Origin of the sequence: Sphaerisporangium fuscum (assembly GCF_018531465.1) — a bacterium.
In the GTDB taxonomy this organism is placed as follows: domain Bacteria; phylum Actinomycetota; class Actinomycetes; order Streptosporangiales; family Streptosporangiaceae; genus Sphaerisporangium; species Sphaerisporangium fuscum.
On record NZ_JAHDTF010000001.1, the window covers coordinates 230847 to 248802 of the forward strand.

A 17956-nucleotide genomic window follows, 5' to 3' on the forward strand; every position below is an offset into this window, starting at 1 on the left:
TCATGCATCACCAATCGTAATCAGAGCCTGCCCTTTGTCAAGCCACTATCGCGACCGACCTGACCTCATCCCTCCTGAAGCACGGTCCCAGGAAGGAGCAGGCCGGCGACTCCTATGAAGCGGCCTGGGCGGTGGCCTTGGCCCAGCGGTAGTCGGCCTTGCCTGCCGGGGAGCGGACCATCTGGTCGACGAAGGCGTACGTGCGGGGCACCTTGTAGCCCGACAGCCTCGCCCGGCAGTGAGCGTCGAGTTCCTCGGCCGTCAACCGGACGCCCTCGCGGGGCTCGACGACGGCGGCGACCCGGTGGCCCCAGCGCTCGTCCGGGACGCCGGTGACGACGGCGTCGAACACCGCCGGGTGGCCCTTGAGCACGGCCTCGATCTCTTCGGGGAAGACCTTCTCGCCCCCGCTGTTGATGCACTGCGAGCCGCGCCCGAAGACCAGGATGGTGCCGTCCTCCTCGACCCGGGCGAGGTCGCCGGTGAGCAGCCAGCGGGTCCCCTCGGCGTCGGTGACGAAGGTCCTGGCGGTCTTGCCGGGGTCGTTGTAGTAGCCGAAGGCGATGGTGCCCGTCTTGGCGACGGTGCCGATCTCGCCGGAGCCCGGCTTGACCGGCTCCAGCGCGTCGTTGAGGACGGCGAGCGTCGCGGTCGCGTTCGGCTGGTATTTCAGCCCCGCCTCGGGCGAGGAGCCGGCGACCGCCGAGGCGGTGTAGCCGGACTCGGTGGACCCGAAGCTGTCCATGATCATCACATTGGGCAGCAGCTCCTGCAACCGGTCGCGCACCGCCCCGGTCAGGATGGCCCCCGTCGAGCTCACCACCAGCAGCGACGGCAGGTCGTACGCCCCGGTGGCGATCTCGTCGGCCAGCGGGCGGGCCATCGCGTCGCCGGTGATGTTGATGGTGAGCACCTTTTCGCGTTCGATGGCGCGCAGCACCTCGGCCGCGTCGAACTTCGGCACGTACACGACGGTCGCGCCCATCCACCACGCGATCCAGGTGGCCATCTGCGCGGCGCCGTGCATCAGCGGCGCGACGGGCATCATCACCATCGGCCCGGAGTTCCTGGCCGCCTCGATCACCTGGCCGGGCTCGCGGTGCGGCTCGCCGTACGGGTTCCCGCCGCCGAACCCCATGAACAGGTCCTCGCTGCGCCACATGACACCCTTCGGCATGCCGGTGGTGCCGCCGGTGTAGATGATGTAGACGTCGTCCCCCGAACGCTCGGGGAAGCCGTCGCGCCCGGCGGAGCGGCCGGCGAGCGCCTCGCCGTACGGCACGGCTCCCTCGACGCGCGACGGCCCGCCCACCGCGACCAGCGTCGCCAGCTTGGGGCATCGCGGCGCGGTGGCGGCCACCCGGTCGTCGAACTCCACGTCGTACAGCAGGGCGACGATGTCGGAGTCGGTGTACAGGTACAGCAGCTCGGCCTCGACGTACCGGTAGTTGACGTTGACCGGCACCGCCCTGATCTTCAACGCGGCGAGCAGCCCGGCGATGTACTCGATGCCGTTGTACAGCTGGATGCCGACGTGCTGCCCGGCCCGCACGCCCCTCTCCAGCAGGAAGTGGGCCAGCCGGTTGGCGTGCCCGTCCAGCTCGGCGTAGGTCATGCGCGTGTCCCCGCAGACCACGGCCACGCGGTCCCCGATCGCGTCGGCCAACCCCTCGAACAGATCAGCGTGGTTGAACTCCATCGGGGACTCCCCCTTATAAGTCGCGGGTCCTCATGGCTTCTCGCTCCCGACGATCCACATCGCGAAGAACTGGGCGCCGCCGCCGTAGGCGTGGCCGAGGGCACGCCGCGCGCCGTCCACCTGGTGTTCGCCGGCGAGGCCTCTGACCTGCAGGGCCGCCTCGGCGAAGCGGATGAGCCCGGACGCGCCGATCGGGTTGGAGCTGAGCACTCCGCCGGAGGCGTTCCAGGGGATGTCGCCGTCCAGCGCGGTGGCGCCGGACTCGGTGAGCTTCCAGCCCTCGCCCTCCCCGGCGAAGCCGAGGTTCTCCAGCCACATCGGCTCGTACCAGGAGAACGGCACGTACACCTCGGCGACGTCGATCTCACGCCGCGGGTCGGTGACGCCGGCCTGCCGGTAGACGTCGGCGACGCAGTCCTTGCCGGCCTGCGGGTTCACCATGTCGCGCCCGGCCCGGAAGATGGGCTCGGACCGCATGGCCGTCCCGTGGACCCAGGCCGGGGTGCCGGTCACCTTGTCCTCGGCGGCCAGCACCATCGCGCACGCGCCGTCGGACGACGGGCAGGTCTCCAGGTAGCGGATGGGCTCCCACAGCATCGGCGTCGACTCGACCATCGCGCGGCTGATGCCCGGGATCCTCAGGTGCGCGTACGGGTTCTTCAGCGCGTTCTGCCGGTCCTTGACGGCGACGAGCGTGCCGATGTGGTCGGGCGCGCCGGACCGGCGGATGTACTCGCGGATGTGCGGCGCGAAGTAGCCTCCCGCGCCGACGACCAGCGAGGCGTTGAACGGCAGGTGGGTGGACAGCGCCCAGGTGGCGTTCGACTCCGACTGCTTCTCGAACGCGACGACGAGCACCCGGTCGTGCACCCCGCCCTGGATGAGCGACGCGCCGACCAGCCCGGTGGACCCGCCGACGCTGCCCGCCGTGTGCACGCGCATCATCGGCTTGCCCGCCGCGCCGAGGGCGTCGGCGAGGTAGGCCTCGGGCATCATCACGCCCTCGAACAGGTCGGGCGCCTTGCCGATGACGACGGCGTCGATGTCCTTGAACGTCAGCCCGGCGTCCTCCAGGGCGCGCAGCGCGGCCTCGCGGACGAGGCCGGCGATCGAGACGTCGTGCCGCTTGGTCTGGTACCTGGTCTGGCCGACCCCGATGACGGCGCAGCGGTTGCCCATGGTCAGGCCTCCATGACGGTGACGAGGTTGTGCTGGAGGCAGGGGCCCGACGCCGCGTGGCCGACGGTGCGGCCCGCGCGGCCGTCGAGGACGCGCTGGGCGGCCTCCCCGATGCGGATCAGGCCGGTGGCCATGACCGGGTTGGCGGCGAGCGGCCCGCCGGAGGGGTTGACGACCGTGGCGCCGGTCAGGCCGAGCGCCTCCCGCAGGATGAGCTCCTCGTGGCTGAACTGGGCGTGCAGCTCGGCGACCTCGACTGGACCCTTGTCGACCCCCGCCGCTCGTGCGGCCTCGGCGGCGGAGGCCGACCGGGCGAGATCGCGCATACCCAGATAGTGGGGTTCTATGCGGTGGGCGATGCCCGTGATCCACGCGGGCCGTTCGGCCAGCTCTCTCGCCGCGTCGCCGGCCGCGAGGACGACGGCGGCGGCCCCGTCGGTGACGGGCGCGACGTCCATCGGGCGCAGCGGCTGGACCTCGGGTTCCTCGTCGCCGGGTTCGGGCAGGTCGAGGGCGTAGGGGTTGGCCCGGCCGTCGGCGCGGCTGCGTCGTACGATCTCCCGCAGCGCCGCCGGGTCGGCGCCGAGGGCGCTCGCCTGGAGGGCGGCGAACGACACCTGGTCGAGGCCGAGCGGCACCAGGTAGTACGGGTCGAGCTGCAGCGTCATGATCTCCCGCAGGTCGCCCTGTGACGACTTGCCGAAGCCGTAGACGAGCGCGGTGTCGACGTCGCCGTGCTGCAGGCGCACCCACGCCTCGTACAGGGCCCAGGCGGCGTCCATCTCGACGTGGCTCTCGGAGATGGGCGGCCAGGCGCCGATGGCGTCGAGCGCGGAGACGAACGAGAACGGCGCTCCGGCGAGGTAGTCGCAGCTTCCCGAGCAGGTGAAGCCGAAGCGTGACAGCCCGGTGCGCTCCTTGACCTCGTGGATGATCGGCGAGATCAGCTCGGGCTCGGTCAGGCCTTCGTCGTGGCCGGTGTGCCGGGTCTGGGCGAACGCGACGACAGCTACCTCACGCACGGCGCGGGCCCCCTCAAAGCTCGGCGTCCGGCTCGCCGGTGGGGGCGAACCACTTGATGTTGCTCATGGACAGGGTGCGCTCCCCCGGGGGCAGCCAGACGGCCCTGACCCGCATGCCCTGGCGCACCTCGTGCGCGGGGACGTCGCCCAGCAGGGCGATCATCGGGACGTCGGCGCCGTCGAGGAGGATGTACGCCGAGACGAACGGCACCTCGGGGGCGCGGGGGTCGGGCAGGTTGTTGATGGCGAAGGTGGTGACGGTGCCGGTGCCGGGCAGCGTCATCTCCTCCTCGATGACCGAGCCGCACGCCGGGCAGGACGTCCGGTAGGGCACGTACACCTTGTCGCACCGGGCGCAGCGCCCGGCGAGGAAGACGCCGTCGCGGATGCCTTCGAGGAACCGGGCGAGCGAACGGCCGGGCTGGATGCGGTACTCCGCGCGGATATGGGAGACCATCGAGGTGACCTCAGGCGCGAAGTAGGCGATGTCGGTGATGTCGCCCACCCGTTCCGCCTCGGGCTTGAACCGGGGACGTACGCGCAGCCCGGGACGCATGGCCTTGACGTCGCCGGCGCCGACGGCGTGGACGAGCGAGGTGTCGGCGCCGTCAAGCTTGATGAGCGCCCACGCGAACGGCCGGTCGAGCGGGTGCCCCTTCCGCGGGGTGCTCACCCAGGCCCAGGTCACCACCGTCCCCGCCGGCCCCACCTCCACGTAGTCGCCGGTCACCGCCTCGCCGGTGTCCGGGTCGTACTCCAGGGGCGGTACGAGCACGCGGCCCTGCGCCGTGCGCACGCCGACGATGCGGCCGTCGCGTAACTCCGTGAGGAAACGCCCGATCACCGGCCCGGTGGTACGCGTGTACCCGCCGGGGAACTCAAGGACGTGCTCGGCGACCAGGGGATCAGATGGCACGATCGCGGCCCTCCCAGTAGGGGTCACGGAGTTTGCGCTTGAGGAGCTTGCCGTTCGGCTCGCGGGGCATCTCGGCGATGAAGTCGATCGAGCGGGGCCACTTCATCTTGGCCAGGCGGCCTTCGAGCGACCGCAGGATCTCCTCGGCCAGCTCGGGCCCCGGGGTGGCGCCCGGTGTGGGCTCGACGACGGCCTTGATCTGCTCGCCCCACTCGTCGTCCGGGATGCCGAAGACGGCCACGTCGGCGACCTTGGGGTGGATCATCAGCTCGTTCTCGATCTCGGCCGGGTAGATGTTCGCGCCCCCCGAGATGATCATGTCGGCCTTGCGGTCGCAGAGGTAGAGGAAGCCCTCCTCGTCGAGGTAGCCGATGTCGCCGACCGTGAAGTGGTCGCGCAGGCGGTTCTCCTCGGTCTTGGCGGGGTCGCCCTTGTACTCGAAGCGGACGCCGGCCATCTTCATGTAGACCGTGCCGGGGGTGCCTGCGGGGACGGGCTCGCGGTCGTCGTCCACGATGAGCAGCTCACTGATCGGCCAGGCCTTGCCGACCGTGCCGGGGTGCTTCTTCCAGTCCTCGGGAGTGGCGATGGTGCCGCCGCCCTCGGTCGCCGCGTAGTACTCGTAGATGCAGTCGCCCCACCACTGGAGCATCGCCCACTTGACGGGGACGGGGCAGGGCGCGGCCGCGTGGATCATCCACTTCAGGGAGGACAGGTCGTACTTGTGCTTCACCTCGTCGGGGAGGGCGAGTAATCGCTTGAAGTGCGTGGGCACCATGTGGGAGTTGGTCACCCGGTACTTCTCGCAGAGCCGCAGCGTCTCCTCGGCGTCCCACCTGTCCATGTAGACGAGCGTGTGTCCCATGTGCAGGGCCGTGCCGCCGAACTGGGTGACCGCCGTGTGGTAGTTCGGCGAGGTGACCAGGTGGGCGTTCGGCCGGCCCGGCGTGATGCCGAACAGCGAGAGCAGGAACGTCATCAGCTCGGCGGCGTCGTCGGGGTCGAGCCCGTTGAGCGGGCGCCTGACCCCCTTGGGCTTGCCCGTCGTCCCGGAGGTGTAGTGCATGGTGGCTCCGGCCGTGCGGTCGGACGGGAGCGTGCCGGGCTGTCCGACGGTGAGGTCGGAGACCGGGCGGAAGCCGTCGATCCGGCCGAAGGAGAACCTGCGGTCCGCCTCGATGGCCTCGGCGCCGCGCACGCCCTCGGCGGCGTACCGCTCGTGGACGAAGAACGCCCTGGCCTCGCTGTCGCCGACGATGTAGGCGATCTCGGGCCCGGTGAGGTGCCAGTTGACGGGGGTGTAGTACCAGCCGGCCTGCAGCGCGGCGAGGTACAGAGTGAGGCCGTCGACGCCGTTCGGGACCAGGCCGCAGAGGCCGTCGCCGGCCTTCAGGCCGAGCGCCCGCAGCCCGTGGACCAGCCGGTTGGCACGGGACAGGAGCTCGGCGGCCGTGTATTCGGTGCCGTCGGGGTCGACCGCCGCGATCCACTCGGGATCGGCCTGCGCGAGCCTCCAGAAGCCGAGCGAGCCCATCGGCACTCCCTTGTCAGGTTCCGCCGTGACATACCGCAACGTCCCCCGGACCCGCCGCAGTGAAGCACGTTATCGGTTTCCCGGCAAGGCCTGGCGCGTCGCGGGGTTCGCGAACAAGAATCTGTTCTAGTTCGCAAGCCGCAGACTAACCCGGCCGACGTGTACCGAGCAAGCGCTTGATTTGAGCCACACGAGGACGTACGGCTAGCCTTGCAAGCGCTTGGTCATCTAGGAGGGTGTCGTCCATGGAGCTTCTCCCCATCAGCACGCCGCACTGCCGGATCGAACGTGACGGCCACGTCGTCGTCGTCACGATGGACCGGCCCGAAGCGAGGAACGCCCTCTCCTCCGACATGCTGATCGGGCTCGCCGAGGCCTGGGCCTACATCTCCGCCGAACCGGACGTGCGCGTGGGCATCCTCACCGGCGCGAACGGCACCTTCTGCGCCGGCGCCGACCTGAAGGCCATGGGCACGCCCTCCAGCGACCCGCGCGTGCTCAAGCGCGCCCAGGAGATCCCCGACTTCCACTGGAAGGGCCTGCTGCGCGACAGCGACGCCCTGCCCACCAAGCCGATCATCTGCGCCGTCGAGGGGTACGCCGTGGCGGGCGGCACCGAGCTGCTCGTCGGCACCGATCTGAGAGTCGTGGGCGAGTCGGCGACGCTCGGCCTGTTCGAGGCCCGCCGCGCGCTGTTCCCCATGGGCGGCAGCGCCATACGGCTGCCGCGCCAGATCCCCTACGCCTTCGCCATGGACATCCTGCTCACCGGCAGGTCGATCACCGCCCAGGAGGCGCTGTCGATGGGCCTGGTCAACCGGGTCGTCCCGGACGGCGAGGCACTGAGCGCCGCCCGTGAGATCGCCGACGAGATCTCGGCCTGCGGCCCGCTCGCCGTGCAGGCCATCCTGCGCACCTACCGGGAGACGATCGGCATGCCCGAGCCGGAGGCCCTGAAGGTCTCCGACGCCATCGGCTGGCCGGTCATCGGCTCCGAGGACGCCAAGGAGGGCTCCCGCGCCTTCCGCGAGAAGCGCCCCGCCGTCTACCGGGGCGAGTAGCCCCTCGGGGGCCGGGACGGGCATCTGACGGGCCGGCGTCGCGCAGCGACCGCCGGCCCTGGTCCTGTGAGCGGCGGCGTCTCTCGCGGCGGACGAGCGCCCTCCACTGAGGACGACCGGAAAACACGCGAGACGGGCCTTGCCCTGCCTGGGGAAACGGGCTTACGATCCGGGCAATTCTTAGGAAACCTTCTTAAAAGAAAGGCTTTCCGCATGCGCAGGCCCGCCATCCTGTTACTCCCGGTCCTGTTACTGGTCGCCCTTGCGGTCAACGTGGCGCCCGCGATGGCCGCCTCGCGGCTGATCGCGGCGTTCAGTCTCTCCGGGACCACAGGCAAGTTCGTCGTCAGCAATCCCGGCACCACCGCGGTGAGTGACTGGTCGATCAAGTTCGACCTGCCGTCAGGGGTGACCGCGTCCAACCCGCAGAACGCCACCGTCAGCCAGAACGGCACACGGGTGACGCTCACGCCCGCCTTCTACATCGCCACCATCCAGGCGGGCAAGAACACCGAGCCGTACAGTCCGACCTTCACCCTCAGCGCCGCCGCGCAGCCCGCCAACTGCACGATCAAGGGCGCGAACTGCGACGGCACCGGCGACGACCCGCCGCCGCCCGCGCCGCTGGTCGCGGACTACACCGTCAGCGGGACCGCGGCGAAGTTCGTCGTCAGGAACAACGGCTCCACGGCGCTGAACGGCTGGTCGATCGTGTTCGACCTGCCCGCCGGGGTCACCGCGGGCAACGCGGAGAACGGATCGCTCAGCCAGAGCGGGACCACCGTGACGCTCACCCCGGCCCACTACAACACGACCGTGGCGGCGAACGGCTCCACCGAGCCGTACAGCCCGTCCTTCACCGTCAGCAAGGCGGGCGCCGAGCCCACCAGCTGCCGGATCAACGACGTCAACTGCGACGGCTCGCCGGACACGCCGCCCGGCGCGCCGGGCAACCTGCGCTCCCCCGTCAAGACCACCAAGACCGTGTCGCTGACCTGGGACGCCTCGACGCCCGGCAGCCTCCCCGTCACCGGGTACGAGGTCTACAAGGACGGCGCCCTGGCGACGAGCGTCACCTCGACCTCGGCGACCGTCACCGGGCTGACCCCGAACACCTCCTACGCCTTCACGGTCAAGGCCAAGGACCGCAAGGGCAACCTCTCGGCGGCCGGTCCCGCGCTCACGGTGAAGACGAACGACCCGGCCACCGACACCCAGGCGCCGACGGCGCCCGCGAACCTGCGCAGCACGGGCAAGACCTCCTCCAGTGTCACGCTGACCTGGGACGCCTCGACCGACAACACCGGCGTGGCGAACTACGACGTCTACGTCGGCTCGACGGTCGCGGCCACCGTCATCGGCACCACCGCCACGGTGTCCGGCCTGTCGCCGTCCACGGAGTACTCCTTCTCCGTCCGGGCCCGTGACCTGTACGACAACATCTCGGCGCCGAGCGCCACGGTCAAGGCGACCACGGCCGACATCGTGGAGAAGGGCTACGCCCGCGTCGGCTACTTCGTGCAGTGGGGCATCTACGGCCGCCAGTACTTCGTGCGCAACCTCGACACCACCGGGGCCGCCGCCAAGCTGACCCACATCAACTACGCCTTCGGCAACATCGACCCCGTCAACCTGACCTGCCTGCAGGGCGTGACCAAGGGCACGACCCAGAACCCGCAGGATCCGAGCCAGGGCGACGGAGCGGGCGACGCGGACGCCGACTACGGCCGTCCGATGAGCGCCGCGCAGTCGGTGGACGGCGTCGGCGACACCGGGTGGGAGAAGCTGCGCGGCAACTTCAACCAGCTCAAGAAGCTCAAGGCGAAGTACCCCAACCTCAAGGTGCTGATCTCGCTGGGCGGCTGGACCTACTCCAAGTACTTCTCGGACGTGGCGGCCACCGACGCCTCCCGCAAGAAGTTCGTCCAGTCGTGCATCGACGTCTACATCAAGGGCAACCTGCCCGTCTACAACAGCGCGGGCGGGCCGGGGTCGGCCGCCGGGATCTTCGACGGTATCGACCTGGACTGGGAGTGGCCGGGCGCCGAGGGGCACGCGGGCAACCACGTGAGCCCCAACGACAAGGCGAACAACACGCTGCTGATCGCCGAGTTCCGCCGCCAGCTCGACGCGCTGACGGCCGAGACGGGCAAGCGGTACCAGCTGACGGCCTTCACTCCGGCCGACCCGGCTAAGGTCAGCTCGGGCTGGGACCTCCCCGAAGTCGCGAAATATCTGGACATCTTTAACATCCAGGGCTACGACTTCCACGGCGCCGGCAGCGACAACTCCTGGGAGCCGAACCGCACCGGCCACCAGGGCAACCTGTACACCGACGTCGACGACCCCTACAGCTTCCACTTCAGCGTGCAGGACGCGGTCAACGTCTACCTGAACGCGGGGGTGAACCCCCGCAAGCTCACGATCGGCCTGGCCTACTACGGCCGCGGCTGGCAGGGCGTCGCCGACGGCGGCAAGTACGGCGAGTGGCAGTCGGCCACCGGGGCCGCTCCCGGCCAGTTCCAGGAGGAGGCGGGCACCCGCGGCTACAGCAACCTGATCTCGGGCGTACCGGGCTGCACCGTGCGCCATGACGAGCAGGCGGTGGCCACGTACTGCTACACCGGCAACGGCGGGCAGTGGTGGACGTTCGACGACCCGTGGTCCATCGGCAAGAAGACCGCCTGGTTGCGGAGCAAGAACCTGCTCGGCGCGATGATCTGGGAGATGTCCGGCGACCCCGGCACCCTCACCACCGCGCTGGACGCCGGTCTGAACTAGCGACCGGCGAGAAGCCTCCGCGCGCCCCCGGCCCGACCGACCGGCCCGCACCGAAGCCGGGGGTGCGCGGAGCCCGCCTACGGCCGGCCCTGGATCATGGCGTGCGTTCCCGTGGTGCGCCACGGGGCGCCGTCCGCGTCCAGGGCCGCCAGGGTCCGCTCGGGGACGCCGGTGAGGACGTCCGACTTCAGGGTGCGCAGCGCGACGACAGGGCCGGGGAAGTACGCGGTGACCTGCGGGAACGGCGTGGTCGCCGGCCACATCAGATCGCCGGTGAGCCTCCGGTAGTTCAGGTCGCCCTTGGTGATGGTGACGGACGCCGAGGCGAAGTCGTCGCGCAGGTCGGCGGGCATGTCTCGGTAGGGCAGCGGAGCGCAGGCGAACGGATGGGCGCGCAGGGTCAGCCGCCCCTCGCCCATGGCCCGCCACAGGCGCCCGCCCGCCTTGCCCGCCTGACCGGGCGCCGCGGCCAGCCGCCGCAGGCAGGCCAGCACGTCCGCCGGGGTGGCGTCCGAGACGAAGTACGGCTGCGGCTTGACGTGCAGCACGACCTCACCCGCCAGGCCCTCGGCGAGGAGGTGGTCGGCGAGCACGAGGTCGGGCAGCAGCTCGCGGCCCGCGTTGTCGGCGACCAGGCACACCTTGCCCGGAGCGCCCTGGCGCAGCAGCGACCACAGCAGCTCGCCGTCGTCCACGACCAGCCCCGTCGCACGCTCGCGCTCGCCCGTCTCGGTCACGTTGAACGACAGGTCCGCGCGGTTGCCCCACAGCGATCCGAGGAGCAGCGCCCGTGCCCGCTCCTCCGGCGGCAGCGCGGCCGTCTCGTCGAGGGCGGCCAGCTCGCCGTCCACGACCGGGCCGTCGAGTTCGGCCTGCTTGAACGGGCCGAACGGGTCGACGCCGCGCCACGGGCCGTCGGCGAAGTAGCCGGTGGCGGACAGGAGCTTGCGGTAGAAGAAACTCTCGGCCCAGAGGAACGGCACGTCGATCCAGCGACCGCCGTACCTGCCGCGCCCCCACTCGGCCCAGGCGGCGTGGTCGTGCTCGGAGGGGTCGAGCGGTTCCATCACGTCGCGGACGGCCTCGTCCAGCAGCCGGTCGAGCGCCTCCTGCCGGTCGGGGGTGTAGGGCAGCGCCTCCCTGACCTGCCGGATCAGGGCGGGGTGCCGCTCCCGGAAGACCCCGAGGGCGTACGAACCGGGCACGTTGCCCATGATGGGCGGCACGGCGTCGTGGCTCATCGCCGGCATTCCTCCCGATGTCGTCGCGTGTCCCGGTCAGTAAACCCCAGCGCCACCCGGCGGGGCACGCCGGGGGTGCGTCGTCCTTCATCACAGGTGGCGCAATCAGGTGTGAGCGTTTGTGTGGATCTCGACTATCCGGGTCCGCCGCCCGGCGCTAGCATCCCCTGCACCCCTACCGAGCAGTAGCTTGGTTTCGACCTGGAGGGACACCGATGCTCCGGCGCAGCATGATCCTTACAACCCTGGGAGCCCTCGTGCTGGCATCCGCCGCCGCGACCCCGGCCCAGGCCGCGGAGGAGGAGACCTACTATCTCGCGCTCGGCGACTCGCTGGCCGCCGGCGCCCAGCCCGTCGGCGAGGGCAACGCCGTCGTGGCCACGAACGAGGGCTACGCCGACCAGCTGTACGCCAAGCTCAAGGAGAGCGACCCGAACCTCAGGCTCGTCAAGCTGGGATGCGTCGGGGAGACCGCCAAGTCGTTCGTGTACGGCGGGGTGTGCGGCTACGACGGCGCGGGCTCCCAGCTCGGCGCGGCGCGGAACTTCCTCCGCAAGAACGGCGCCAAGGTGAAGTACCTGACCATCAGCATCGGCGCCCAGGAGGTCTACGGCTGCATCACCCCGACGGGAGCGGACACCGGCTGCATGCTGAAGGGCCTGGCCTCGGCCGGGCTCTACATGCCGCAGGTCGTCGGCGGCATCAAGCTGGCCGCGAGCGCCAGGACCCGGCTGATGGGGATGAACTGGTACAACCCCGCGGTGGCGGCCTGGCTGCTGAGCGACGACGGCAAGAACCAGGCCAAGCAGTCGCAGCTGCTCAGCGGCACGCTCAACCTGAAGATGAAGGTCAACTACGGCGCCTGGGGGTTCAAGCTCGCCGACGTCTGCGCCGACTGGCGGTGTGACGACTGGACCGAGGACACGCCGTTCAACTGGCCGCGCAACGTCTGGGACCTGATGACCCGCACCTGGATGCCCAACGTGATCGGCAACTGGCTGCCCAAGGCCCACGGCTACGGGTACATCGCCGACACCTTCGCCAAGGTCAGCTCGTAGCGGCCTCCCGGGCGGCCGGGGATCCGGCCGCCCGGGAGCGGTCAGTCCTGGGTGATGCGGTCCAGGCGCTCCATGGCCTCGACGTATTCCTCGACCATGTCGAAGACCACCTGCTTGGCGGACTTGACGTGGTTCATCGTGCCGATGATCTGCCCGGCGGGGAACGTGCTCAGCTCGGCGGCGTCGGAGTGGGCGATCCGCCGCAGCGCCGGGGAGATCAGCATGAACTGCAGCGGCATCGGGAGCGTGCCCGGGGAGTCCTCCGCCTCCCAGGCCTCGGTCCACGCGTTCCTCAGCAGGCGCGCGGGCTTGCCCGTCCAGCTGCGGGAACGGACGGTGTCGCGCGAGGTGGCCCGCAGGATCTTCTGCTTGGCGGCCTCGGGCGTGTCCGCCTCCTCGACCGTGAGCCACACCGAGCCCGTCCACACGCCCTCGGCCCCGAGGGCCATGCCGGCGGCCATCTGGCGGCCGGTGCCGATGCCGCCGGCCGCCAGCACCGGGACGTCGACGGCGTCGACGACCTGCGGGATCAGCACCATCGTGGAGATCTCGCCGGTGTGCCCGCCCGCCTCGGTGCCCTGGGCGACGACGACGTCCACGCCGACCTCGACCTGCTTGACGGCATGACGGGGGGTGGACGCCAGGGCGGCCACCTTCACCCCTTTGCCGTGCGCGAGGGCGACGACGTCGGCCGGGGGCGGGCCGAGGGCGTTGGCGAGCAGCGCGATCGGATGCTTCAGCGCCACCTCGACCTGGGGACGCGCGGTCGCGTCCGTCCAGCCGAGGAGCACCTTGCCGGGGTCGGATCCGGTGAGCGGCGGCACGTCGTGCTTGGCCAGCAGGTCGTCGAGCCACTGGCGGTGCCGCTGCGGGATCATGCCCTGGAGCCGCTGGACCAGCTCCTCGGGAGAGTCGACGCCGAGGTCGGCTCCGGCGTAGGAGGCGGGCATGACGACGTCGACGCCGTACGGCCTGCCGTCGACGTGGTCGTCGATCCACTTGAGCTCCGTCTCGAGCTCTTCCGGGGTGAAGTAGAGAGCGCCCAGAACCCCCATGCCCCCGGCGCGGCTGACCGCGGCGACGACATCCCGGCAGTGGCTGAAGGCGAAAATCGGGAACTCGATCCCGAACATGTCGGTGACACGTGTCCGCATGGCTCGAATGTACGACCGCGATCATCCAGCTGCAACGCGTTCTATCCAGAATGTTTCTTCTATTACGTGAGCCGTGGGGGCCGAGGAGATCAACCGCGGTCGATCAACAAAGAACGTGTTTCAACCCCAGATGCCCGAACTTTCTTCGGCTCCAGGGGGTGTTGTGGGCATGATCCGACAAATATGCGTCAGATTTCGTGACATACCGGGATTGCGGCCATAACACCGCAGTCGTACGTTCCCGGTATGGATCTGGAGCTTCGTCACCTCAAGATCGTGCGCGCGGTGGCCGAGGCCGGGAGCGTCACCAAGGCGGCCACCCGCCTAGGCCTCGCCCAGCCCTCGCTCACCGCGCAGTTGAAACGCATCGAACGCTCGCTGGGCGGCCCGCTTTTCGAACGCGGACGCACCGGCGCCCGTCCCACCCCCCTCGGCGAGCTCGTCCTGTCCCGGGCGCGCGTGCTGCTGCCCGCCGTGCAGGAACTCCAGGAGGAGGCGGTGCGGTTCGCCAACACCGCGGCGATCCCCGGCTACCGGCTCGGCGCAACCCACGGACCGGTCCTCGGCGGCCTGGTGGAACGCCTGACCGCCACCTACCCCACCACCCCCGTCAGCACCCACACCTCCTGGTGGGCGCGGGAGCTGATCTCGATGGCCGCCTCCGGACGGCTCGACTTCGTGCTCGTGGGCACCTGCGGCGACAGCCCTCCGCCGCAGGCCGATTCGATGAGCTGGACCGTCATCGGGACCGACCCCGTCTTCGTCCTGCTGCCCGAGGACCACCCGCTGGCCGGCGAGGAGGAGCTCAAGCTCTCGGCGCTCGCCGAGGAACACTGGGCCGCGACCCCGGGGGACGGCTGCTTCGCCGACTGTTTCGCCGGAGCCTGCTCCCGCGCGGGCTTCGTCCCGCAACCCATCTACGAGACCGACGTGGCCACCTCGCTGCACCTGGTCAAGGTCGGCAAGGCCGTCGCCCTGTGCCAGGCGACGTTCCAGCTGACCGCCGGGCTCGTCATGATGCCCCTGGCCGGGGCGCCGCTGCGCTGGCGGCACCTGATCGGCTGGCACGCCGACGCCGAGGCCGCGCGCGCGGCGGCCGAGGTCGCCAGGCACGCCCGCGCGGCACATGCCGACGCCGTCCGCCGAAGCGTCCGTTACGCCCGCTGGCTGCGCGCCAACCCCGAGTACGGAACGGCCCGCTGAGCCCACACGCGTAGGTAGAACGTGTTCCAGTTCGATCTCTCGTAACGGGCTGGGGAAGATCTTTGCTACTCGCCGGTAACCACGCCGCCGAGGCCCGATAGAACGTGTTCTACCGAGGAAGCCGCCGCCATACCGCGCGGGGAAGGATCCGCATCACCGCGAACACGGCCCGCAGCCTGGCGGGCACCCATATGGTCTGCCGCCCCGACCGGAGCCCCTCGATCACCGCGTCCGCCACGGCGTCGACGCCCACCGACATCGGCGCCGGCTTCATGCCGGCCGTCATCCGCCCGATCACGAAGCCCGGCCGCACGACCACGACCCGCGCCCCCGACCCGTGCAGCGCGTCGGCGAGCCCCTGCGCGAAGCCGTCCAGGCCGGCCTTGGCCGAGCCGTAGACGAAGTTCGCCCTGCGCACCCGCACCCCGGCCACCGACGACAGCACCACCAGCGTCCCGTGCCCCTGCTCCCGCAGCCGTGCCGCGGCGGCCAGGCCCACCGAGACGTGCCCGCCGTAGTTGACCGCCACGTCACGGGCCGCCGCGACCGGGTCGGCGTCGTAGATCGCCTGGCTGCCGAGCACGCCGAACGCGGGGATCACCACGTCGAGGTCGCCCAGCTTGGCCACCGCCTCCTGGACGAGCCGCGGATGCGTCTCGGGCAGGGCCGCGTCGAAGTCGGCGACGTGCACCTCGGCACCGAGCGCCTGGAGCCGTCCGACGGGCGCGGTGCCGCCACGGGCGGCCAGCATCACCCGGGTCGCGCCGGCGCGCACCAGCCGTTCGACGACCGCGAGGCCGATCTCGCTGCGCCCGCCGAGCAGCAGGACCGTGTCGACCTGGCCCAGGGCGTTCTTCACAGGCGCAGCCTCCTCGCGAGGTCGGAGCGGAACACGCCGCGCGGATCGGCGGCGTCGCGCACCTTACGCCACCGGCCGAGCTCGGGGTACATCGCCTCCACCACCGCGGCGGACATCCGCGAGTCCTTGGCCAGGTAGAGGCGGCCGCCCGCCGCCACGACCCACTCGTCGAACTCGTCCAGCAGCCGCGCCAGCCCGTCCCCGGCGACCGGGATGTCGAGGGCCAGGGTCCACCCGGGCAGGGGGAACGACAGCATGCCCGGCGTCCCCGGCCCGAACCGCTTGAGGACGGCCAGGAACGACGCCACGCGCCGCGCCGACAGCCGTCCCACGACCCGCCGCAGCGTGGCCTCCTGGCCGAACGGGACGACGAACTGGTACTGCACGAAGCCCCGCGAGCCGTACAGGCGGTTCCAGCCCCGGACGCCGTCGAGCGGATGGAAGAACGGCGCGATCCCCTGGATGACGCCGCGCCGCGCCTTGGGCGCCTTGGCATACCACACCTCGTTGAAGGCCCGGACGGTGAGCGGGTTGAGCAGCCCGCCGGGCACCCACGCGGGCGCGGCCAGCCGGGTCGCGGGGGCGAACGCCAGCGGGTCGCCCTTGCCACGGAGATCCGCGCGGCGGGCGTGGTCGCCCCTGGTCAGGACGCTGCGCCCCATGCTCGCGCCCCGGGCCATCAGGTCGATCCAGGCGACGGTGTAGCGGTAGTCGTCGTCGGTGGCGGTCATCACCTCGAGCGTGTGGTCGAGGTCGCGGGTGCGCTCGATGTCGACCCGCATGCGGGAGGTCTCGACGGGGACGCAGGCGAACGTCGCCTCCACGACCACCCCGGTGAGCCCCATGCCTCCGACCGTCGCCCAGAACAGGTCGTCCGCCGGGCTCAGGACCCGCACCTCGCCGCCGGCGGTGACGAGGGTCAGCGAGCGGACGTGCGCGCCGAAGGAGGAGTCGACGTGGTGGTTCTTGCCGTGGACGTCGGCCGCCACCGCCCCGCCGACGGTGATGTGCCGGGTGCCGGGGGTGACCGGGACGAACCAGCCGCGCGGCACCAGCCGCAGCATGAGCTCGTGCAGGCTCACCCCTGCCTGGGCCGTCACCGTGCCGTCCCGCTCGTCGAACGTCCAGCCGGTGAGGGCGGTGCCGTCGAGGACGAGGCCGCCGGCGTTCTGGGCCGCGTCGCCGTACGACCGCCCGAGCCCGCGCGCGATCACGCCGCGCCGGCCCGCGGTCGCCACCAGGGCGGCCAGTTCGTCGACCGTGGCCGGACGCGCCAGTGTGGCGCGCGTCGGGGCCGTACGCCCCCACCCGGTCAGCTGGGTGACCGTCATGTCAGATAGATCCCCGTGATCAGCAGTGCCAGCAGGGCGGCGACGAAGACCTGCAGCGGGCGGTCGGTGAGCACGAGCTCCTCCGGCTCCTCCCCCACTCCTCCGTCGACCAGCAGGCCGTGCCGCAGGACGATGAGGACGAACGGCACGATGCTCAAAGCGTAGAAGGTCAGCGCGGTGCCATTGTGCTCCTGCAGCGCCCACAGACAGTACGTCACGATCATCGCAGCGGACGTCATCGCCCGCACACTGGCCAGGTAGGCGGGGGTGTAGGCGCCGAGGGTCGTCCGCGTGCCGCTCGCGCCCCTGGCCCGCAGCTCGGCCTCCCGCTTCCCCGCCACCAGCTGGAGCGAGCCGAGCGAGATGACGACGAGGAACCAGCTGGTCACCGGCACGTCCACCGCCACGGCCCCGGCATAGGCGCGCACGACGTGGCAACCCGCGACCGCGACCAGGTCGACGACGGCCTGGTGCTTGAGCCAGAGGGTGTAGGAGAAGGTCAGGGCGAGGTACCCGGCCACGACGGCGGGCAGCCTCCATCCGCCGCTCAGGGCCGCCACGGCGGGGGCGGCGAGCATCAGCGCCACCCCCGTGACGCGCGCCAGCCAGACCGGCACCTCACCCGCGGCGACGGGGCGGCGGCTCTTGCGGGGGTGGAGCCGGTCGGCCTCGACGTCGGCGGCGTCGTTGAGGAGGTAGCTGCCGCTCGCCGCCAGGCAGAACGCCGCGAACGCGATCGCGGCATGGGCGACGGCGGTACCGGTGGCGAGCACGCCCGCGGCGGCCGGGGCGGTGAAAACGAGGCCGTTCTTCAGCCACTGCCTGGGCCGGCATGCCCTGACCAGCCCGGCGAGCCGCCGTAACGGTGACAGGGCCGCCGGCGGGGAACCCACCGGCGGCCGCAGAGCCGCACCTCCG

General features: G+C 71.0%; 14 protein-coding genes. 4 read left to right on the top strand and 10 right to left on the bottom strand.

Features of this window, described 5'->3' with window-relative positions:
* Positions 1 to 112 precede the first annotated feature (112 nt).
* The 5 genes from KIK05_RS01015 to KIK05_RS01035 are packed head-to-tail and all read right to left on the bottom strand — an operon-like array spanning position 113 to position 6350.
* A complete protein-coding gene (locus KIK05_RS01015) occupies positions 113 to 1699 on the bottom strand; it encodes an acyl-CoA synthetase (RefSeq protein ID WP_214408560.1) in 1587 nt (528 codons plus the stop codon).
* Positions 1700 to 1729: 30 nt separating this feature from the next.
* Positions 1730 to 2878 (bottom strand): thiolase family protein, encoded by a 1149-nt coding sequence (locus KIK05_RS01020; RefSeq protein ID WP_214408561.1) that lies wholly within the window; start codon positions 2876 to 2878, stop codon positions 1730 to 1732.
* A gap of 2 nt (positions 2879 to 2880) precedes the next feature.
* Positions 2881 to 3900, bottom strand: coding sequence for a thiolase family protein (locus tag KIK05_RS01025; RefSeq protein WP_214408562.1), 1020 nt, complete (start codon positions 3898 to 3900; stop codon positions 2881 to 2883).
* A gap of 13 nt (positions 3901 to 3913) precedes the next feature.
* On the bottom strand, positions 3914 to 4816 hold the full coding sequence (locus KIK05_RS01030; RefSeq protein WP_308249680.1) for a Zn-ribbon domain-containing OB-fold protein: 903 nt from the start codon (positions 4814 to 4816) through the stop codon (positions 3914 to 3916).
* On the bottom strand, positions 4806 to 6350 hold the full coding sequence (locus tag KIK05_RS01035; RefSeq protein WP_214408563.1) for an acyl-CoA synthetase: 1545 nt from the start codon (positions 6348 to 6350) through the stop codon (positions 4806 to 4808). The genes KIK05_RS01030 and KIK05_RS01035 overlap by 11 nt, the downstream gene beginning before the upstream one ends.
* Positions 6351 to 6595: 245 nt before the next feature.
* Between KIK05_RS01035 and KIK05_RS01040 the strand changes: the two genes are divergently transcribed.
* Positions 6596 to 7411 (top strand): crotonase/enoyl-CoA hydratase family protein, encoded by an 816-nt coding sequence (locus tag KIK05_RS01040; protein ID WP_214408564.1) that lies wholly within the window; start codon positions 6596 to 6598, stop codon positions 7409 to 7411.
* Between the two features lie 213 nt (positions 7412 to 7624).
* On the top strand, positions 7625 to 10192 hold the full coding sequence (locus tag KIK05_RS01045) for a glycosyl hydrolase family 18 protein (RefSeq protein WP_214408565.1): 2568 nt from the start codon (positions 7625 to 7627) through the stop codon (positions 10190 to 10192).
* Positions 10193 to 10269: 77 nt separating this feature from the next.
* On the opposite strand, the gene KIK05_RS01050 is transcribed toward KIK05_RS01045, so the two are convergent.
* On the bottom strand, positions 10270 to 11433 hold the full coding sequence (locus KIK05_RS01050) for a damage-control phosphatase ARMT1 family protein (protein WP_250562038.1): 1164 nt from the start codon (positions 11431 to 11433) through the stop codon (positions 10270 to 10272).
* Positions 11434 to 11663: 230 nt separating this feature from the next.
* Here KIK05_RS01050 and KIK05_RS01055 point away from each other — a divergent pair, with 230 nt between their 5' ends.
* Complete coding sequence (locus tag KIK05_RS01055) at positions 11664 to 12491, top strand: SGNH/GDSL hydrolase family protein (protein WP_214408567.1); 828 nt, start codon at positions 11664 to 11666, stop codon at positions 12489 to 12491.
* 41 nt (positions 12492 to 12532) lie between these two features.
* Here the strand turns inward: KIK05_RS01055 and KIK05_RS01060 are convergent, their stop codons facing one another.
* Entirely contained in the window at positions 12533 to 13645 is a 1113-nt protein-coding gene (locus KIK05_RS01060; RefSeq protein WP_214408568.1) for an NAD(P)H-dependent flavin oxidoreductase, read from the bottom strand.
* A gap of 246 nt (positions 13646 to 13891) precedes the next feature.
* Here KIK05_RS01060 and KIK05_RS01065 point away from each other — a divergent pair, with 246 nt between their 5' ends.
* Complete coding sequence (locus KIK05_RS01065) at positions 13892 to 14848, top strand: LysR family transcriptional regulator (protein WP_214408569.1); 957 nt, start codon at positions 13892 to 13894, stop codon at positions 14846 to 14848.
* Positions 14849 to 14957: 109 nt separating this feature from the next.
* On the opposite strand, the gene dprE2 is transcribed toward KIK05_RS01065, so the two are convergent.
* Genes dprE2 through KIK05_RS01080 form a run of 3 tightly spaced genes read right to left on the bottom strand, consistent with a single transcriptional unit; the run spans position 14958 to position 17931 of the window.
* The gene (dprE2, locus tag KIK05_RS01070) at positions 14958 to 15707 is read right to left on the bottom strand and encodes a decaprenylphospho-beta-D-erythro-pentofuranosid-2-ulose 2-reductase (RefSeq protein ID WP_214408570.1); all 750 of its coding nucleotides are present in this window, start codon (positions 15705 to 15707) and stop codon (positions 14958 to 14960) included.
* Positions 15704 to 17038, bottom strand: coding sequence for a decaprenylphosphoryl-beta-D-ribose oxidase (dprE1, locus tag KIK05_RS01075; protein ID WP_214408571.1), 1335 nt, complete (start codon positions 17036 to 17038; stop codon positions 15704 to 15706). Before dprE1 ends, dprE2 begins: the two co-directional genes overlap by 4 nt.
* The gene (locus KIK05_RS01080; RefSeq protein WP_308249681.1) at positions 17035 to 17931 is read right to left on the bottom strand and encodes a decaprenyl-phosphate phosphoribosyltransferase; all 897 of its coding nucleotides are present in this window, start codon (positions 17929 to 17931) and stop codon (positions 17035 to 17037) included. Before KIK05_RS01080 ends, dprE1 begins: the two co-directional genes overlap by 4 nt.
* Positions 17932 to 17956: the final 25 nt, after the last annotated feature.

Coding starts and splice junctions, on each gene's coding strand:
- KIK05_RS01015 (WP_214408560.1), bottom strand. CDS start 1,699: ATGGAGTTCAACCACGCTGATCTGTTCGAGGGGTTGGCCGACGCGATC.
- KIK05_RS01020 (WP_214408561.1), bottom strand. CDS start 2,878: ATGGGCAACCGCTGCGCCGTCATCGGGGTCGGCCAGACCAGGTACCAG.
- KIK05_RS01035 (WP_214408563.1), bottom strand. CDS start 6,350: ATGGGCTCGCTCGGCTTCTGGAGGCTCGCGCAGGCCGATCCCGAGTGG.
- KIK05_RS01040 (WP_214408564.1), top strand. CDS start 6,596: ATGGAGCTTCTCCCCATCAGCACGCCGCACTGCCGGATCGAACGTGAC.
- KIK05_RS01045 (WP_214408565.1), top strand. CDS start 7,625: ATGCGCAGGCCCGCCATCCTGTTACTCCCGGTCCTGTTACTGGTCGCC.
- KIK05_RS01050 (WP_250562038.1), bottom strand. CDS start 11,433: ATGAGCCACGACGCCGTGCCGCCCATCATGGGCAACGTGCCCGGTTCG.
- KIK05_RS01055 (WP_214408567.1), top strand. CDS start 11,664: ATGATCCTTACAACCCTGGGAGCCCTCGTGCTGGCATCCGCCGCCGCG.
- KIK05_RS01060 (WP_214408568.1), bottom strand. CDS start 13,645: ATGCGGACACGTGTCACCGACATGTTCGGGATCGAGTTCCCGATTTTC.
- KIK05_RS01065 (WP_214408569.1), top strand. CDS start 13,892: ATGGATCTGGAGCTTCGTCACCTCAAGATCGTGCGCGCGGTGGCCGAG.
- dprE1 (WP_214408571.1), bottom strand. CDS start 17,038: ATGACGGTCACCCAGCTGACCGGGTGGGGGCGTACGGCCCCGACGCGC.